Source organism: Conyzicola sp., from assembly GCF_057073975.1.
This window is the reverse complement of record NZ_JBXMIS010000032.1, coordinates 68,293-84,916: the sequence shown is the minus strand read 5'-3', so window position 1 is coordinate 84,916 and position 16,624 is coordinate 68,293. Positions and strand designations below refer to the sequence as shown.

The window sequence follows — 16,624 nt, the reverse complement described above, 5'->3', positions numbered from 1 at the left end:
CGGCCGCGACGACACGGGCCCCAGCGGCGCGCACCGACTCGTCGTCAAGCAGGTCGACAAGCAGGGGAGTCACCGAGTCGCCGAACTCCGCCGTGAGGTTCGCGGCATCCTGCTCTGTGCGCACCGTCGCCCAGACGTGCAGGCCAGCAGCAACGAGTTCTGCGACACTGGCCCGGCCGATGCCGGTCGAGGCGCCTGTCACGACTGCCGATTTCCTGGACATGGTGGGCGATACCGGACTCGAACCGATGACCTCTTCCGTGTGAAGGAAGCGCGCTACCAACTGCGCCAATCGCCCAAAAGCTTGCTGCTGCATAATCCTGCCATAGCTTTTGCGACACGATGGTCACACGATTGGCTCTCATCGGAATCATCGGATAGGGTCATCTACGCACGCAGAAATGCTTGCAATGCGGATGTGGCGCAGTGGTAGCGCATCACCTTGCCAAGGTGAGGGTCGCGAGTTCGAATCTCGTCATCCGCTCGAGGGGAAGCAGTCGGTCCGCCGACGGCTTCCGCCGTTTGGTGGAGTGGCCGAGAGGCTAGGCAGCGGCCTGCAAAGCCGTCCACACGGGTTCGAATCCCGTCTTCACCTCAAGTGACATCCAGTAACATGGATGTCTCTACAACTGAATATCAGCATGAGCGATTGGCGCAGCGGTAGCGCGCTTCCCTGACACGGAAGAGGTCGCTGGTTCGATCCCAGTATCGCTCACACACAAAACGACGAAGACCCCGGCAACTGCCGGGGTCTTCGTCGTTGGCGGCAGAAATCATGCTCGGCTCGAGGCCGTCCGGCGCGATAATCAGTCATGGCTGAGATCAAGACGACTGCCAATGACGGCAGTGTCGACGAGTTTCTTGCGAGCATCGAGGACCCGGTGCGCCGAGCCGACGGCATCGCCCTCAAGGAGCTGTTCGAGCGCGCCACCGGCGAGCCGGCCGTCATGTGGGGTCCGGCCATCGTCGGGTTCGGCACCTTCCACTACACCGGTCGCTCGAGTCAGGGTGAATGGATGACCGTCGGCTACTCGCCGCGCAAGGCGTCACAGAGCCTGTACGGGCTGCACGGCGCCTACGAGGAGAACCCGGAGCTGGCCGCGGCTCTCGGCAAGCACACGACCGCCAAGAGCTGCATCTACGTCAAGAAACTCGGCGACATCGACACGAGGGTGCTGGAGCAGCTGATCCGTGCGGCCATGGAGCGCGACCCCAACTCCTGACTGAGCACGGCAGTATTGACCAGTGACCTCCCGACTGCCTGCCCGCGCCATCCTGTTCGACATGGATGGCACTCTCGTCGACTCCACGGCCGTCGTCGAGCAGGTCTGGGGTCGGTTCGCAGCACAGCACGACATCGACATCGTCGAACTGCTCTCGACCTCGCATGGCGTGAAGGCCGTAGACACGATCCGGCGGCACGCTCCCGCCATCGACGCGATCCGCGCGGCCGACGACCTCGCGGAGTACGAGCTGACCCAGAATGACGGCATCGTCGAGATCCCGGGGGCTGCGGCGTTCACCGCGCTCGTGCCCGACCGCGGGTTCGCTGTGGTGACCTCCGCGCCACGGGAGCTTGCTGCACTTCGTCTCCGACTGTGCGGTATCCGCGCACCGCAGGTGCTCGTGGGGGCAGAGGACGTCGATCGCGGCAAGCCTGCGCCAGATCCATATCTGACAGCGGCCGCTGCCCTCGGTATTGAGCCGGCCGACTGCGTCGTCTTCGAAGACGCGGAGGCCGGCATTCTCGCCGGTCTCGCGGCCGGGATGCGGGTCGTTGTCGTCGGCCCGCACTCATCAGAGGCCACACGCGGTCTTCCACGCATCACCGACTACTCCGACGCCTCGGTCGACCCGTCCGGGGACGGCTTCACCATCGTCCTTCGCTGATCTTCGCGGCAGCTAAAGTTGGTGGAATGAGTGCGAAGACCGGGTTCGACCTGTTCACTGACCGAAGCATCGTGGCTATGCGGGTCAACGGGGAACTGAAGGACCTGGCGGCGACGGTCACCGATTCCGACACCGTCGAGCCGGTGGAGATCTCTAGTGCCGACGGCCTCAACATCCTGCGTCACTCCGCGGCGCACGTTACCGCGCAGGCGGTGCAGCAGATCAACCCGGATGCCAGGCTCGGCATCGGCCCGCCCGTCACCGACGGCTTCTACTACGACTTCGACGTCGAGACCCCGTTCACGCCGGAGGACCTCAAGGCCATCGACAAGGCCATGGAGCGCATCATCAAGCAGGGCCAGCGATTCGTTCGCCGCGTTGTCACCGAGGACGAGGCGCGAGCAGAGATGGCAGACGAGCCCTACAAGCTCGAGCTCATCGGCCTCAAGGGCGCGGGCAGCGACGGCGAAGACGTGGAGGTTGGCGGCGCAGAGCTCACCATCTACGACAACGTCGATGCCAAGACCGGCGAGGTCTACTGGAAAGACCTGTGCCGCGGACCGCATCTGCCAAGCACTCGCCAGATCGGCAACGGCTACAAGCTCATGCGCACGGCCGCTGCCTACTGGCGAGGCTCGGAGAAGAACAAGCAGCTGCAGCGGGTCTACGGCACGGCGTGGCCGACCAAGGACGAACTGCGCGCCTACACGGAGCGACTCGAGGAGGCCGCCAAGCGCGACCACCGAAAGCTGGGAAGCGAGCTCGACCTGTTCTCGTTCCCCGACGAGATCGGCTCCGGCCTCGCGGTATTCCACCCCAAGGGTGGCGTGGTGCGGGCGGAGATCGAGAAGTACATGCGAGAGCGGCTCATCGCGCACGGCTACGAGCAGGTCTACTCGCCCCACATCACCAAGGGAACGCTCTTCGAGACGAGCGGTCACCTGCAGTGGTACCAGGACGGCATGTTCCCCGCGATGCACCTCGATGAGGAGGCAGACGCAGACGGCAACATCACCCGCCAGGGGCAGGACTACTACCTCAAGCCGATGAACTGCCCGTTCCACAACCTGATCTTCGACGCCCGTGGCCGCAGCTACCGTGAGCTGCCACTGCGGCTCGCCGAGTTCGGCACGGTCTACCGCTACGAGAAGAGCGGCACCCTTCAGGGACTCACCCGCGTGCGCGGCCTCACCCAGGACGACGCGCACATCTACGTAACGCCAGAGCAGGTCAAAGACGAGATCAAGGGCCAGCTCGAGTTCGTGTTCGAGACCCTGCGCGGCTACGGGCTCGAGAACTTCTACCTCGAGCTCTCGACACGCGATCCAGAGAAGTCGGTCGGAACCGATGAGCAGTGGCAGGAGGCGACCGACACCCTGCGCGAGGTCGGCATCGAATCCGGGCTCACCCTCATCGACGACCCGGGTGGAGCTGCCTTCTACGGCCCGAAGATCTCTGTTCAGGCCATGGATGCGATCGGCCGCACCTGGCAGCTCTCCACCGTGCAGCTCGACTTCAACCAGCCGGAGCGGTTCAACCTCCAGTACACGGCCGCCGATGGCACCCGCCAGCAGCCGATCATGATCCACCGCGCTTTGCTCGGCTCGATCGAGCGGTTCTTCGCGATCCTGCTCGAGCACTATGCCGGGGCGTTCCCGGTCTGGCTGTCTCCCGTTCAGGTCGTCGGCATCCCTGTAGCAGAGCAGTACGAGGAGTACCTCGGCGAGGTGATCGCCCGGCTCAAGGCCAGGGGAGTGCGCGCAGAGATCGACCTGTCGAGCGACCGGATGCCGAAGAAGATCCGCAACGCAACGCTCCAGAAGGTGCCGTTCCAGCTCATTGCCGGTGAGGAGGACCGCGCGGCCGGCGCCGTGAGCTTCCGCTACCGCGACGGCCATCAGGAGAACGGCGTGCCGGTCGAGACGGCAATCGACCGCATCCTCGACGCGATCGCCAGCAAGGCGCAGGTCTGATCGTGCGCGACTACGACGGCACGGAGTACGAGAACGTCGAGAGCTCACGCGACTTCGCGGCCGTGCCCGACTCGTTCCAGCGGCTCTGGACCCCGCATCGCATCGCGTATATCGAGAACGGCCAGCAGCCGGGCACCGACGAGTGCCCGTTCTGCATTGCCCCGACCCTCGATGACGAGACGGCGCTCATCGTCGCCCGCGGAGAGCACGCCTACGTGCTGCTGAACCTCTTCCCCTACAACAGCGGACACCTGCTGATCTGCCCATACCGCCATGTTGCGACCTATGACGAGGCGACAGCAGAGGAGGTCGCGGAGATCGGTAGCCTCACCCAGACGGCGATGCGCGTGCTGACCTCGGTCTCGCGCGCTCACGGCTACAACATCGGCATGAACCAGGGTCAGGTCGCTGGCGCGGGCATTGCGGCGCACCTGCACCAGCACGTCGTGCCGCGCTGGGCGCAGGACTCGAACTTCTTTCCGATCATCGCGGGAGCCAAGGCTGTTCCGCGGCTGCTCGGCGAGGTGCGCGACGACCTCGCTGCCGGCTGGCCAGCCAACCACTAATCGGCCTTTGGCCTCAGACCCACCCTCGACCACCTACGTAGAATTGACTCCATGAGCACCAGCACCAGCACCCCCACCGACCAGTCCGGCACCAGCCGCGTCAAGCGCGGCCTGGCCGAGATGCTCAAGGGCGGTGTCATCATGGACGTTGTCACCGCAGAGCAGGCGCGAATCGCAGAGGACGCCGGCGCTGTTGCCGTCATGGCACTCGAGCGCGTTCCCGCCGACATCCGCTCGCAGGGCGGAGTCGCCCGCATGAGCGACCCCGATCTCATCGACTCGATCATCGCCGAGGTGTCGATCCCGGTGATGGCGAAGGCGCGAATCGGCCACTTCGTCGAGGCCCAGGTGCTGCAGGCGCTGAAAGTCGACTACATCGACGAGTCAGAGGTGCTCAGCCCCGCCGACTACGTCAACCACATCGACAAGTGGAACTTCGACGTTCCCTTCGTGTGCGGCGCAACGAACCTCGGCGAGGCGCTTCGCCGCATCACCGAGGGCGCGGCCATGATCCGTTCGAAGGGCGAGGCCGGAACCGGCGACGTCTCGGAGGCGACCCGCCACATCCGTACCATCAACAGCGAGATCAAGAAGCTCACGTCGATGACGAAGGACGAGCTCTACGTGGCCGCCAAGGAGCTGCAGGCGCCCTACGAGCTGGTCAAGGAGATCAGCGAGACCGGCAAGCTGCCCGTCGTGCTGTTCACCGCGGGTGGCGTGGCCACTCCGGCTGACGCGGCGCTCATGATGCAGCTCGGTGCCGATGGCGTATTCGTCGGCTCAGGCATCTTCAAGTCGGGCAACCCGGCCGCTCGCGCTGCCGCGATCGTGAAGGCGACGACGTTCTACGACGACGCCAAGGTCATCGCGGATGTGTCGCGCGGTCTCGGCGAGGCGATCGTCGGCATCAATGTCGCCGACATCCCCGCTCCGCACCGCCTTGCCGAGCGTGGCTGGTAGGACGCTCCCTGTAGGCGTTCTCGCCCTGCAGGGCGACTTCCGCGAGCACCTCGCGGTCGTGCGGTCGCTCGGCGCGGAAGCGGTCGCCGTACGGCGCTCGGAGGAGCTCGAGGCCATCGGCGGACTCATCATTCCCGGCGGTGAGTCGAGCGTCATGGACAAGCTCAGTCGGCTGTTCGGCCTCGCCGAGCCGCTGAAGGCGGCGATAGCCAGCGGTCTGCCGGTGTACGGCACGTGTGCCGGCCTGATCATGATCGCTGACACGCTGAAGGATGCCATCCCGGGGCAGCAGAGCCTCGGCGGACTTGACGTCGTGGTGCGCCGCAACGCCTTCGGATCCCAGCTCGACTCCTTCGAGACGGACATCGACATCCCGGTGCTGGGGGAGCCGCCGGTGCACGCGGTCTTCATCCGCGCACCCGTGGTTGACTCAGTTGGCGATGAGGTAACCGTACTCGGCGAGCTCGCCGACGGCCGTATCGTGGCGGTGGAACAGGGCAACCTGCTCGGCACGAGCTTCCACCCGGAGATCACGGGTGATACCCGCTTCCACGAGTACTTCCTCCGGAAGGTTCAGCAGGCCTCGTAGGTCAGGCTGGTCGACGTCGCTGGGCCAGAGAAGAACCCGGGCACGGCTGGGCTCGCGGTCGGGTCGGAGTGCACCACCTGCCCAGCAGCGGGCAGCCCTCGATCGACGCCGAAGGCCAGGCAGAGCTGCATAACCGGGCCGTCTGTGCCGGAGCGCACCAGCTGACGTGTGATGGCGAGTCGTGCGTCGCTCCACTGCAGCACGAGCACGTCGCCGTTCTCATCGAGGCGGGTGTGCTGTGCTCTGTGGTCGCGGTAGAACTCCAGCATCGCGTCGACGCCGTCCTCCACCTGCAGCGTGTCGAGCGACAGGCCCCGGGAGGAAAGGATGCGAAGGAACGCCTTCTCTGCGAAGGAGATGCGAAACCAGGCCACGGGTCAACGGTAGTGGGGGAACATGGACCCATGAAGCTCTACTCTGACTACGCTGGCCACCGCTCCCGACAGATCGTCGTCGACGTTCTCGCTGCCGCCGCGATCGCCGCGTGGGCGTGGCTCGGCTACACGGTCTACACGCTCGTGATGAACCTCGCCGACTTCGGGGTGCAGATGGAGGAGGCTGGAGCCGGGTTCAAGGGCACGATGGTCGATATCAGCGACACCCTCAGCGGCATCTGGCTCATCGGCGACGGCATCAAGGCGCCCTTCGACGCTGCCTCCGACGCCGGCGGAACGCTCGAGCAGGCAGGGCAGGCGCAGCAGGTCGCGGTGCAGCAGCTCGCCACCGGGCTCGGCGTCGGGATTGCGGTGCTGCCCATCCTCACGATCCTCGTCTTCTGGCTCGTTCCGCGCATCCGCTTCGTCCGGCGTGCCGGCACGGCGAAGGCCATGCTCAAGCAGGGTGCGAGCATCGACCTGCTCGCCCTCCGCGCGCTGGCCAACCAGCGCGTCTCTGCCCTCGCTGCGATCGACCCGGATGTCGCCGGCGCCTGGCGCCGCAGCGACCCAGAGGTGCTGCGAACGCTCGCCAACCTCGAGCTTCGGTCGTCAGGCGTGCGCGTGCAGGGGTGAGCTCGCCGCGCTGACTTACAATGGTCGAGCAAATCTTGAAGCAAGGGGAACGATGTCAGGCCATTCCAAGTGGGCAACCACCAAGCACCAGAAGGCCATCAAGGACCAGCGTCGCGCTAAGTCCTTCGCCAAGCTGATCAAGAACATCGAGGTTGCCGCCAAGCTCGGCGGTGCCGACATGTCGGGCAACCCGACCCTCGTCGACGCGGTGCAGAAGGCGAAGAAGACCTCTGTTCCCAACTCGAACATCGACAACGCGATCAAGCGCGGCTCTGGCCAGCTTGGCGAGGCCGTCGACTACCAGACGATCATGTACGAGGGCTACGGCCCCAACGGCGTCGCGATCCTCATCGAGTGCCTCACCGACAACAAGAACCGCGCGGCAGCAGAGGTTCGCACGCTCATGAGCCGCAACGGCGGCACCATGGCCGATCCCGGCAGCGTTGCATACAACTTCAACCGCAAGGGCGTCATCTCGATCACCAAGGTCGACGGCGTCACCGAGGACGACATCCTCGAGGCAGTTCTCGATGCGGGAGCGGAAGAGGTCAAGGACCACGGCGGCGGATTCGAGGTCATCACCGACCCCTCGTCGCTGCTCGCCGCTCGCACCGCCCTGCAGGATGCCGGTATCGACTACGACTCGTCGGAGGCGGAGTTCGTGCCGAACCTCACCGTCGAGGTCGACGTCGAGACGGCCCGCAAGGTGTTCAAGCTCATCGATGCCCTCGAAGACAACGAGGACGTGCAGAACGTCTTCGCCAACTTCGAGATCCCTGCCGACGTGCAGGCTCAGCTCGACGAAGACGAGTAGCCGATGACGCTCCGGGTGCTCGGCATCGACCCGGGGCTCACCAGGTGCGGTGTGGGGATCGTGGATGTCACGCCAGATCGGCGAGCGCGTCTCGTCTACGTCGGCGTCATCCGCACCCCGCCAGAGCTGGAGCTCGAGAAGCGCCTGCTTGCCATCGGCACCGGCATTGCCGCGGCGATCGAGGAGCATTCGCCGACCGCGGTCGCTCTGGAGCGGGTGTTCGCGCAGCACAACCTGCGCACGGTCATGGGCACTGCGCAGGCCAGCGGCGTCGCCATGCACGCGGCTGCGGCGCGCGGTCTCTCTGTCGGCCTGCACACCCCCAGCGAGGTCAAGGCTGCGGTGTCGGGATACGGTGCGGCCGACAAGGCGCAGGTCGGCACCATGGTCGCCCGCATCCTCGGTCTCGCCGAGGTGCCGAAGCCGGCCGATGCGGCCGATGCCCTTGCCCTCGCCATCTGCCATGCCTGGCGTGGTGCTCCCAGCGTCGCATCGCAGGGCACGATGACACCCGCGCAGCTCGCATGGCGCGCCGCGGAAAAGAGCGCGGCACGTGGGCGAGCGCTCTAAGATTCGAACATGACTTCGAACGGTGCTCTGCAATGATCTCCTCTGTTCGGGGCACGGTGCTCGCCGCCAGCGGGAGCACGGCGGTCATCGAGGTCGGGGGAGTCGGTCTTGCCATGCAGGTGACGCCGCGCTTCGGCCTCAGCCTTCGCATTGGCAGTGAGGCCTTCGTGCGCACGGCCCTCATCGTGCGCGAGGACGACCTCAGCCTGTTCGGCTTCGCAGAGGCAGAGGAGCTCGAGGTCTTCGACCACTTGCGCAGTGTCACCGGCGTCGGCCCCAAGAGCGCGCTCGGCGTGCTCGCGGTGCTCACCCCCTCCGAGGTCGCCCGCGCGGTCGCGACGGAAGACGACGGAGCCTTCCGAGCCGTCTCCGGCATCGGCCCGAAGACAGCGAAGCTCATCGTCGTCTCCCTCGCCGGAAAGCTGCTCGTGGCCCCGTCGAGCTCACCCGCCCGTCGTGCCGCTCCGTCGGTCACCGAGAGCGTGCTGGTGGCTCTGGTCGGCCTCGGCTGGCCAGAGCGCGTCGCCAGCCAGGCCATCGACGACGCCGTTGGCAGTGCGAGCGAGAGCGACCTCGCCAACACGCAGTCGCTGCTGCGCCTCGCCCTTGCGGCACTCGGCCCGCAGGCTCGAACGGGGAGCAACGCGTGAGCGACGCGATCGTCAACGCCGCGCCGGAGTCTGCCGCAGAGCTCGCTTTCGAGGGCGCACTGCGCCCTCGGTCCCTCGCGGAGTTCGTCGGACAACAGAAGGTGCGCGGGCAGTTGCAGCTGCTGCTGCAGGCTGCCGCGATGCAGTCGCGAACTCCCGACCACATCCTGCTCGCTGGGCCTCCCGGTCTCGGCAAGACGACGCTCGCCATGATCGTTGCCCATGAGAGCAACCGCCCGCTGCGCATGTCGAGTGGTCCGGCGATCCAGCACGCAGGCGACCTGGCCGCACTGCTGTCGTCTCTCACGCCGGGGGAGGTGCTCTTCATCGACGAGATCCACCGGATGGCGCGCTCTGCTGAGGAGATGCTCTACCTGGCGATGGAGGACTTCCGCATCGACATCATGGTCGGCAAGGGCGCCGGCGCGACATCCATTCCCCTCGACCTCGCACCGTTCACCCTCGTCGGCGCCACCACACGGTCTGGGCTGCTGCCGAACCCGCTTCGTGATCGCTTCGGCTTCACCGCGCACCTCGAGTTCTACGAGGAGGCAGAGCTTGAGCTCGTGCTGCAGCGTGCAGCTGCGCTGCTCGACCTCACGGTCGAGACAGACGCGTTCGCCGAGATCGCCGGTCGCAGTCGCGGAACCCCGCGCATCGCCAATCGCCTGCTGCGCCGGGTGCGCGACTTCGCCCTCGTCAATGGAACCGAAGCAGGCATGGATGCCGTTCAGGCCGCCCTTCACCTCTACGACGTCGACGAGCTCGGCCTCGACCGCCTCGACCGCGCGGTCATGCAGGTCATCTTGACGCGCTTCGACGGAGGACCGGTTGGACTCAACACCCTCGCCGTGTCGGTCGGCGAGGAGCCGGAGACGATCGAGTCGGTCGTCGAGCCCTTTCTCGTGCGGATCGGACTGCTCACGCGCACCCCGCGCGGGCGCGTGGCTACCCGCCAGGCGTGGAAGCACTTCGGCATCAGCCAGCACACAGAGGCGCTCTTCGGGGATGACCTATAATTTCTGAGTGGACTTCTGGCGGTCTCGATGACCGCCTTCCACTTCCTGCCCCGAAAGGCCCCCCATGGATCCCCTGACTATTGCAATGTTCGGCGTTCTCGCCGTCCTCGTGTTCTTCACCTGGCGCAGCAGCAAGAAGCGCAAGGAGGCTGCGGAGCAGCAGAAGGAGGCGCTCAAGCCGGGTGTCGACATCATGACCAACTTCGGCCTTTACGGCACCGTCGTCTCGATCGACAGCATCGCCAACATCGCTGAGATCGAGGTCAGCCCCGGTACCGTCGTGCGCCTGCACCCCGGCGCCATCGCCAAGGTGATCACCGAGGCTGATGCGGTCGAGCCCGGTGCACCCCGCTCGGTCGAGGAGGCAATCGCCATCGCCAACGCCGAAGAAGCCGCCCGCGAGGCAGAGCTTGCCGCGAAGCAGGACGAGCCGGAGTTCGGCGAGCGCACCGAGGAGCCGAAGAAGCGCGCCCCCCGTGCAAAGAAGAGCGCCGAGTAACCACTAGCCTTGTGTGCTGGCGGTCCATGGAGGACCGCTGGGGCGGGTGCGTGTCGCGCGAGCGAGGCACCGTGATAGAAAGCTGAGTTCGCAGGTGGCAAGAACGACACCGGTCAAGAAGGCATGGCGATCGCTCGCCTGGCTCCTCGTCATCATCATCGGCCTGACCGGTATCAACCTGTGGGGCGTGCTCGCCGACGGGTGGTCGTGGTCGCCGAAGCTCGCGCTCGACCTCGAGGGCGGCACGCAGATCATCCTCGCGCCGCAGCTCGAGAGCGACCAGCAGGTCACCTCCGACCAGCTCGCCCAAGCGGTCAGCATCATCCGTCAGCGTGTTGACGCGAGCGGTGTGGCCGAGGCCGAGATCACCACCCAGGGCGACAAGAACATCGTCGTGGCGATCCCGGGTGAGCCGGATGACGCGACGAAGGAGCGCATCCAGTCCTCGGCGAAGCTCGAGTTCCGCCCCGTCCTGCTGACGGATGCCGCAGCCAACAGCATCGTCGCCGACCCGAGTGCAAGCCCGAGCCCCTCGGCCAGCGGCGAGCCAGAGCCAACGGCTGAGCCCGCGCCGTCTGCCTCGCCGTCGAACGCGAGCGACGACGCGTGGATCAGCGAGGACATCCGCACTACCTACAACTCCTTCGACTGCGCGACGCTCGATGCAACCGGTGCAAACGTGGCACCGGCGGCCGAGCCGCTCGTCACCTGTGACGACTCCGGAACCGTGAAGTTCGTGCTCGGCCCTGTCGAGGTCGCGGGCGAGACGATCTCAGACGCCTCGGCCAGGGTGCAGACCAACAGCCAGGGTGCCAGCACCGGCCGCTGGGCTGTCTACATCGAGTTCAACGCCGAGGGCACAGAGCAGTTTGCCGCGGTCACGACGCGGCTCTTCGCCTACCCCCAGGGCGATGTGCACAACCAGTTCGCCATCGTGCTCGACGGCCGGGTCATCTCTGCCCCGACCACCAACGCGGTCATCTCCGACGGCAAGCCGGAGATCAGCGGATCGTTCACCCAGGAGTCGGCAAAGACCCTGGCCGACCAGCTCAAGTTCGGCGCCCTGCCCATCGGCTTCGAGATCCAGAGCACCGAGGTCATCTCGTCGACGCTCGGAAGCTCGCAGCTGCAGAGCGGCCTCATCGCCGGCCTCATCGGCCTCATCCTCGTCGTCATCTACTCGCTGTTCCAGTACCGGCTGCTCGGCAGCGTGACGATCGCGTCGCTTGTCGTCGCGGCCGTGATCACCTACCTCGTGATCAACATCCTCGCCTGGCGCAACGGCTACCGGCTCTCGCTCGCCGGCGTCGCCGGTCTGATCGTGGCGATCGGTCTCACCGCGGACTCGTTCATCGTCTACTTCGAGCGCATCCGCGACGAGCTGCGTGACGGTCGCTCCCTGGTGAGCTCTGTCGAGGCGGGATGGAAGCGCGCGCTGCGCACCATCTTCGCCGCCAAGGCGGTCAACCTGCTCTCCGCGGTCGTGCTGTTCATCCTCGCGATCGGCAACGTGCGCGGTTTCGCGCTCACCCTCGGCGTCACGACGGTGATCGATGTCATCGTCGTCGTGCTGTTCACGCACCCGATCCTCCAGCTCCTCGCGACGACACGGTTCTTCTCCAGCGGACACCCGATCTCGGGACTCGACCCGAACGCTCTCGGTGCCGTCTACCGCGGTCGTGCACAGTTCAGAGCGCCGGTGGCGTCGACCCCCAAGACCACGGGTGCAGCGAAGGAGGCGGCTCGCCGCCAGACCATCGCAGAGCGCAAGGCCGCGGAGCAGGCAGCCACTGGAAAACCGACCGCTAAGGGCACCGAGAGGAAGGACTCCTGATGGACCGCATGGCCAAGTTCGGCAATGACCTCTACACGGGGGCCCGCTCCTTCAACTTCGTCGGCCGACGCACGACCTGGTACATCATCGCCGGGGTGATGATTCTCGCCTCCGTGCTGCTGCCGATCGCCCGTGGTGGCTTCGTCTTCGGCATCGAGTTCCGCGGCGGATCCGAGTTTCAGGTCGGCGCCATCCAGGACTTCGACGGCGACTCGATCGCCCGTCAGGACCTCGCGACGGAGACCGTCAACAACACGGTCGCCGACCTGTCGCCCCGTGTCACCACGATCGGTGACGACGCTGTGCGCGTGCAGACCGACCAGCTGACCTCCGCGCAGTCCGACGACGTGCGCGCGGCCCTCGCCGAGGCCTTCTCTGTCGAGCGCGGCGACGTCACGGCATCCTTCATCGGCCCGTCGTGGGGAGCTGACATCACGAGCGCCGCCCTTCGCGCGCTGGTGATCTTCGTCATCCTCGCCGGTATCGTCATGGCGCTCTACTTCCGCACGTGGAAGATGTCGCTCGCGGCGATCATCGCTCTCGTGCACGACATCGTCATCACGGCGGGTGTCTACGGCGCACTTGGCTTCGAGATCACCCCGTCCGCGGTGATCGGCTTCCTGACGATCCTCGGATACTCGCTCTACGACACCGTCGTGGTGTTCGACAAGATCCGTGAGAACACGACGGAGGACGGCGCGGAGTCCACCCGCACATTCGCCGAATCGGTGAACCTCGCCGTCAACCAGACGCTCGTGCGCTCGATCAACACGGGTGTCGTTGCGGCGCTGCCCGTTGCCGCGATCCTCTTCATCGGCGCCGTGGTGCTCGGTGCTGGCACCCTGCGCGACATCGCACTCTCGCTGCTCGTCGGAATCCTGATCGGCACCTACTCGACGATCTTCATCGCGGCGCCCCTGTACTCGCAGCTGCGGGAGAACGAGCCTGATCTCCAGCGCCGCACGCAGCGAACGACGACGGTGCGGTCCGCCAGCACGACGGGTGCGGTGCGCTAGTCGTCGTGGCCGTAGAACTCGAGCACATCTCCGCGGAGGAGGCAATCAGCCTTGTCGCAGGGTCGAGCGTGCTGCTCGATGTGCGGGAGCAGTACGAGTGGGATGCGGTTCACGCACCCGGGGCGACGCACCTTGCCCTGTCGACGATGCGATCCGGCCCGGTGGACCTCGCCGAAGACGCGAACTACGTAGTGATCTGCGCGAGCGGCGTTCGATCGGAGACCGTTGCCGAGGCGCTCGTCAACGCTGGCTACTCCGCGGTCACCGTCACCGGCGGCATGGCGGCCTGGGAACGGGCCGGCGGACCTGTCGTGCGCCCAGCCGCGCCGACGCCGCTCAACTAGAATCGCGGTGGAGGTACTCTCATGACCGAGACTGCGCAGAGCAACGCCTCCCTCCGCACGCTCCTGCCCCGCATCTTCTCGCGCGCGCAGCCCGCTGGCGCCGTCGACCGGCTGATCAAGACGGTGCGACTGCACCATCCCAAGGCCGACATCGCCCTCATCGAGCGCGCGTACACCGCGGCGGAGAAGGCGCACTCCGGTCAGAAGCGCAAGAGCGGCGAGCCCTACATCACCCACCCTGTGGCGGTCGCCCAGATCCTGGCCGACCTCGGCATCGGGTCGAAGACGCTCGCCGCGGCGCTGCTGCATGACACGGTGGAAGACACCGACTACACGCTCGACATGCTGCGCAAGGACTTCGGCGACGAGGTCGCCATGCTCGTCGACGGCGTCACCAAGCTCGACAAGCTCAAGTACGGCGACAGCGCCCAGGCAGAGACCGTTCGCAAGATGGTCGTCGCGATGTCGAAGGACATCCGTGTTCTCGTGATCAAGCTCGCCGATCGGCTGCACAACGCGCGCACCTGGGGCTTCGTACCGACGGAGAGTGCGCAGCGCAAGGCGCAGGAGACGCTCGAGATCTATGCGCCGCTCGCTCACCGGCTCGGCATCCAGACCATCAAATGGGAGCTGGAGGACCTCTCGTTCTCTGTGCTCTACCCGAAGCTCTACGTCGAGATCGAGAACCTGGTGCGCCAGCGCACTCCGCAGCGCGAGGAGTTCGTTCAGAACGTCATCGATGCGGTCAACGACGACCTGAAGGCGTCGAGGATCAAGGGATCTGTCGCCGGTCGCCCGAAGCAGTACTACTCGATCTACCAGAAGATGATCGTGCGCGGTCGCGAGTTCGACGAGATCTACGACCTGGTCGGAATCCGCGTGCTCGTGAACTCCGTTCGCGACTGCTACGCCGTTCTCGGTGCTATTCACGCACGGTGGAACCCGATCCCCGGGCGCTTCAAGGACTACATCGCAACCCCCAAGTTCAACCTCTACCAGTCCCTGCACACCACGGTCATCGGCCCCGATGGGCGCGCAGTCGAGATTCAGATCAGAACGCATGAGATGCACCAGCGCGCCGAGTTCGGCGTGGCCGCGCACTGGAAGTACAAGGAGCGCGTCAACAACGGCGGCAAGGCCGACCTGACGACCGGCTCGAAGGACGACGCCGATATGGCGTGGCTCGCGCACATCAGCGACTGGCAGGCCGAGACCAGCGACCCCGGCGAGTTCCTCGACAGCCTTCGCTTCGAGATCGGCGCGAAAGAGGTCTACGTCTTCACGCCGCAGGGCAAGGTCATCGGGCTGCCCGCCGGAGCGACGCCGGTCGACTTCGCCTACGCCGTTCACACCGAGGTTGGTCACCGCACCATGGGTGCGAAGGTGAACGGCCGGCTGGTGCCCCTCGAGAGCGAGCTGCAGTCGGGCGACAGCGTCGAGATCTTCACGTCGAAGAACCCGGATGCGGGGCCGAGCCAGGACTGGATCAACTTCGTTCGGAGCCCGCGGGCCCGCAACAAGATCCGCGGCTGGTTTACCAAGGAGCGCCGCGACGAGGCCATCGAGCAGGGGCGCGACTCGATAGCGCGAGCCATGCGCAAGCAGAACCTCCCCTTGCAGAAGCTCATGAGCCAGGACATCTTCAACGACGTGGCCCACCAGCTGCGCTTCGAGGATGTCTCCGGCCTGTACGCCGCGGTCGGCGAGGGTCACGTGTCGACCCAGTCAGTGATCGAGAAGGTGCTTGCCTCGCTCACCCAGGAGGCCGACCAGGAGGACTCGGAGATCACCTTCACGCCGAAGGGGCGCAGCCGCCAGCTGCGCAACAGCGACTCCGGCGTGCTGGTTCGCGGTGCTCCCGACATCCTCGTCAAACTCGCGAAGTGCTGCACTCCGGTGCCGGGCGACGACATCGTCGGATTTGTCACTCGCGGCGCGGGCGTATCCGTTCACCGCAACGACTGCATCAACGTCAAGAACCTGCTCACCGAGCCGGAGCGCATGATCGAGGTCGAATGGGCGCCATCGTCGAAGAGCGTCTTCCTTGTGCAGATTCAGATCGAGGCACTCGACCGCTCTGGGCTGCTCTCTGATGTCACGCGCGTGCTCAGTGAGAACCACGTCAACATCCTCTCTGCGACGGTCTCGACGTCGAGCGAGCGCCTGGCGCTCAGCCGTTTCGTCTTCGAGATGGGGGACACCACGCACCTCGATCGCGTGCTGAGCGCCGTGCGGCGTATTGATGCCGTGTACGACGTGTATCGCGTCAACTCCGGATAGCAGCTGCGGGGTGCGCCAGGGTCGAGGCGAGGCGCTCGAGGGCGAGGCGCTTGTTCGGCAGGTTCGTTCTCGCATCCATCTCTGACCTGCATCGCTCCAACGAGATGTCGAACTCGGCGCAGAGCGCGCTGACCACCTCACGCTCGTCGGTGCCGTAGTCGGCGGTGAACCTGGCAATGTCGATGACAGTGCGAAGGGGCGTGGTCACCGGGATGCCGCCGATGATGACGAACTCGCCGGCGTCGATCACCACCTCACGCACGATCGTTCGAATGGGGAATGCGGGCCGCGCTCTGGCCCCAAGACTCGCGCACAGCTCGTGACGCGTGGGCGCCTGCCCCAGTGCCCCCCAGATCCAGGCGGCGGTGCGCTGCTCCGCCATGAGGCGCCCCTGGCAGTACCCAGCGATCGATGCGGCGCGCTCGAACGGGCCGCACGGCACGTCGATGGGGGAGAAGCCGTCGTCAACGGCGTAGACCTCGCCGTCGAGCCGTGCTGCGCTCAACTCGGCGAGCGGCAGGTCGGCGGTCGAGATGACACCACGGAGTCTCGTCATGCGACGAGCATCCACGACGCGTGATGTCGGCGGCGGAGAAAGTCGGAATCTGTG

General features: G+C 66.0%; 19 protein-coding genes and 4 tRNA genes. 19 read left to right on the top strand and 4 right to left on the bottom strand.

Annotation, left to right across the window (positions count from 1 at the left end; genetic code table 11):
* Together AC14A7_RS03130 and AC14A7_RS03125 are read right to left on the bottom strand one after the other, a co-directional pair.
* Positions 1 to 202, bottom strand: a 202-nt coding sequence (locus AC14A7_RS03130) for an SDR family NAD(P)-dependent oxidoreductase (protein WP_484006426.1), incomplete at its 3' end; no start/stop codon positions are given.
* A 20-nt stretch (positions 203 to 222) separates the two neighbouring features.
* Positions 223 to 298: transfer RNA gene (locus AC14A7_RS03125), tRNA-Val, on the bottom strand.
* 114 nt (positions 299 to 412) lie between these two features.
* Here AC14A7_RS03125 and AC14A7_RS03120 point away from each other — a divergent pair.
* From AC14A7_RS03120 to pdxT, 9 genes are all read left to right on the top strand, one after another.
* Positions 413 to 484 (top strand) — tRNA-Gly (locus tag AC14A7_RS03120).
* A gap of 40 nt (positions 485 to 524) precedes the next feature.
* Positions 525 to 595 (top strand) — tRNA-Cys (locus tag AC14A7_RS03115).
* A gap of 48 nt (positions 596 to 643) precedes the next feature.
* Positions 644 to 715: transfer RNA gene (locus AC14A7_RS03110), tRNA-Val, on the top strand.
* A 97-nt stretch (positions 716 to 812) separates the two neighbouring features.
* Complete coding sequence (locus AC14A7_RS03105; protein ID WP_484006425.1) at positions 813 to 1,223, top strand: DUF1801 domain-containing protein; 411 nt, start codon at positions 813 to 815, stop codon at positions 1,221 to 1,223.
* A 22-nt stretch (positions 1,224 to 1,245) separates the two neighbouring features.
* Positions 1,246 to 1,890, top strand: a complete 645-nt coding sequence (locus AC14A7_RS03100) for an HAD-IA family hydrolase (RefSeq protein WP_484006424.1) — start codon at positions 1,246 to 1,248, stop codon at positions 1,888 to 1,890.
* 26 nt (positions 1,891 to 1,916) lie between these two features.
* The gene (gene thrS, locus AC14A7_RS03095; protein WP_484006423.1) at positions 1,917 to 3,863 is read left to right on the top strand and encodes a threonine--tRNA ligase; all 1,947 of its coding nucleotides are present in this window, start codon (positions 1,917 to 1,919) and stop codon (positions 3,861 to 3,863) included.
* Positions 3,864 to 3,865: 2 nt separating this feature from the next.
* A complete protein-coding gene (locus tag AC14A7_RS03090) occupies positions 3,866 to 4,429 on the top strand; it encodes an HIT family protein (RefSeq protein WP_484006422.1) in 564 nt (187 codons plus the stop codon).
* 51 nt (positions 4,430 to 4,480) lie between these two features.
* Positions 4,481 to 5,389 (top strand): pyridoxal 5'-phosphate synthase lyase subunit PdxS, encoded by a 909-nt coding sequence (gene pdxS / locus AC14A7_RS03085; RefSeq protein ID WP_484006421.1) that lies wholly within the window; start codon positions 4,481 to 4,483, stop codon positions 5,387 to 5,389.
* A complete protein-coding gene (gene pdxT / locus AC14A7_RS03080; RefSeq protein ID WP_484006420.1) occupies positions 5,340 to 5,978 on the top strand; it encodes a pyridoxal 5'-phosphate synthase glutaminase subunit PdxT in 639 nt (212 codons plus the stop codon). The genes pdxS and pdxT overlap by 50 nt, the downstream gene beginning before the upstream one ends.
* Here pdxT and AC14A7_RS03075 read toward each other — a convergent pair.
* Positions 5,963 to 6,352 carry a hypothetical protein gene (locus AC14A7_RS03075; RefSeq protein WP_484006419.1) on the bottom strand — a complete coding sequence of 130 codons (390 nt, stop codon included), beginning with the start codon at positions 6,350 to 6,352 and terminating at the stop codon, positions 5,963 to 5,965. The genes pdxT and AC14A7_RS03075 overlap by 16 nt on opposite strands.
* Before the next feature lie 30 nt (positions 6,353 to 6,382).
* On the opposite strand from AC14A7_RS03075, the gene AC14A7_RS03070 reads away from it, so the two are divergent.
* From AC14A7_RS03070 to AC14A7_RS03025, 10 genes are all read left to right on the top strand, one after another.
* The gene (locus AC14A7_RS03070; RefSeq protein ID WP_484006418.1) at positions 6,383 to 6,988 is read left to right on the top strand and encodes a hypothetical protein; all 606 of its coding nucleotides are present in this window, start codon (positions 6,383 to 6,385) and stop codon (positions 6,986 to 6,988) included.
* A 52-nt stretch (positions 6,989 to 7,040) separates the two neighbouring features.
* Positions 7,041 to 7,802 carry a YebC/PmpR family DNA-binding transcriptional regulator gene (locus AC14A7_RS03065; RefSeq protein WP_484006417.1) on the top strand — a complete coding sequence of 254 codons (762 nt, stop codon included), beginning with the start codon at positions 7,041 to 7,043 and terminating at the stop codon, positions 7,800 to 7,802.
* Positions 7,803 to 7,805: 3 nt separating this feature from the next.
* Positions 7,806 to 8,372 (top strand): crossover junction endodeoxyribonuclease RuvC, encoded by a 567-nt coding sequence (gene ruvC, locus AC14A7_RS03060; RefSeq protein WP_484006416.1) that lies wholly within the window; start codon positions 7,806 to 7,808, stop codon positions 8,370 to 8,372.
* Between the two features lie 32 nt (positions 8,373 to 8,404).
* The gene (gene ruvA, locus AC14A7_RS03055) at positions 8,405 to 9,022 is read left to right on the top strand and encodes a Holliday junction branch migration protein RuvA (protein WP_484006415.1); all 618 of its coding nucleotides are present in this window, start codon (positions 8,405 to 8,407) and stop codon (positions 9,020 to 9,022) included.
* Positions 9,019 to 10,041: a Holliday junction branch migration DNA helicase RuvB gene (gene ruvB / locus AC14A7_RS03050; protein WP_484006414.1), complete on the top strand. Its 1,023-nt coding sequence runs from the start codon at positions 9,019 to 9,021 to the stop codon at positions 10,039 to 10,041. Before ruvA ends, ruvB begins: the two co-directional genes overlap by 4 nt.
* A 64-nt stretch (positions 10,042 to 10,105) precedes the next feature.
* Positions 10,106 to 10,540 (top strand): preprotein translocase subunit YajC, encoded by a 435-nt coding sequence (locus AC14A7_RS03045; protein ID WP_484006413.1) that lies wholly within the window; start codon positions 10,106 to 10,108, stop codon positions 10,538 to 10,540.
* A gap of 94 nt (positions 10,541 to 10,634) precedes the next feature.
* Positions 10,635 to 12,374 carry a protein translocase subunit SecD gene (gene secD / locus AC14A7_RS03040; RefSeq protein WP_484006412.1) on the top strand — a complete coding sequence of 580 codons (1,740 nt, stop codon included), beginning with the start codon at positions 10,635 to 10,637 and terminating at the stop codon, positions 12,372 to 12,374.
* On the top strand, positions 12,374 to 13,390 hold the full coding sequence (secF, locus tag AC14A7_RS03035; RefSeq protein ID WP_484006411.1) for a protein translocase subunit SecF: 1,017 nt from the start codon (positions 12,374 to 12,376) through the stop codon (positions 13,388 to 13,390). Before secD ends, secF begins: the two co-directional genes overlap by 1 nt.
* A gap of 5 nt (positions 13,391 to 13,395) precedes the next feature.
* Positions 13,396 to 13,734, top strand: a complete 339-nt coding sequence (locus tag AC14A7_RS03030) for a rhodanese-like domain-containing protein (protein ID WP_484006410.1) — start codon at positions 13,396 to 13,398, stop codon at positions 13,732 to 13,734.
* Between the two features lie 21 nt (positions 13,735 to 13,755).
* Positions 13,756 to 16,014, top strand: coding sequence for a RelA/SpoT family protein (locus tag AC14A7_RS03025; protein WP_484006409.1), 2,259 nt, complete (start codon positions 13,756 to 13,758; stop codon positions 16,012 to 16,014).
* Here the strand turns inward: AC14A7_RS03025 and AC14A7_RS03020 are convergent.
* Entirely contained in the window at positions 16,001 to 16,570 is a 570-nt protein-coding gene (locus tag AC14A7_RS03020) for a type IV toxin-antitoxin system AbiEi family antitoxin (RefSeq protein WP_484006408.1), read from the bottom strand. The genes AC14A7_RS03025 and AC14A7_RS03020 overlap by 14 nt on opposite strands.
* Positions 16,571 to 16,624 lie beyond the last annotated feature (54 nt).

What these genes read in the sequence shown, in the direction of transcription:
- AC14A7_RS03105 (WP_484006425.1), top strand. Translation starts at nt 813, where the DNA reads ATGGCTGAGATCAAGACGACTGCCAATGACGGCAGTGTCGACGAGTTT.
- thrS (WP_484006423.1), top strand. Translation starts at nt 1,917, where the DNA reads ATGAGTGCGAAGACCGGGTTCGACCTGTTCACTGACCGAAGCATCGTG.
- pdxS (WP_484006421.1), top strand. Translation starts at nt 4,481, where the DNA reads ATGAGCACCAGCACCAGCACCCCCACCGACCAGTCCGGCACCAGCCGC.
- pdxT (WP_484006420.1), top strand. Translation starts at nt 5,340, where the DNA reads ATGTCGCCGACATCCCCGCTCCGCACCGCCTTGCCGAGCGTGGCTGGT.
- AC14A7_RS03070 (WP_484006418.1), top strand. Translation starts at nt 6,383, where the DNA reads ATGAAGCTCTACTCTGACTACGCTGGCCACCGCTCCCGACAGATCGTC.
- AC14A7_RS03065 (WP_484006417.1), top strand. Translation starts at nt 7,041, where the DNA reads ATGTCAGGCCATTCCAAGTGGGCAACCACCAAGCACCAGAAGGCCATC.
- ruvC (WP_484006416.1), top strand. Translation starts at nt 7,806, where the DNA reads ATGACGCTCCGGGTGCTCGGCATCGACCCGGGGCTCACCAGGTGCGGT.
- ruvA (WP_484006415.1), top strand. Translation starts at nt 8,405, where the DNA reads ATGATCTCCTCTGTTCGGGGCACGGTGCTCGCCGCCAGCGGGAGCACG.
- AC14A7_RS03045 (WP_484006413.1), top strand. Translation starts at nt 10,106, where the DNA reads ATGGATCCCCTGACTATTGCAATGTTCGGCGTTCTCGCCGTCCTCGTG.
- secF (WP_484006411.1), top strand. Translation starts at nt 12,374, where the DNA reads ATGGACCGCATGGCCAAGTTCGGCAATGACCTCTACACGGGGGCCCGC.
- AC14A7_RS03025 (WP_484006409.1), top strand. Translation starts at nt 13,756, where the DNA reads ATGACCGAGACTGCGCAGAGCAACGCCTCCCTCCGCACGCTCCTGCCC.
- AC14A7_RS03020 (WP_484006408.1), bottom strand. Translation starts at nt 16,570, where the DNA reads ATGACGAGACTCCGTGGTGTCATCTCGACCGCCGACCTGCCGCTCGCC.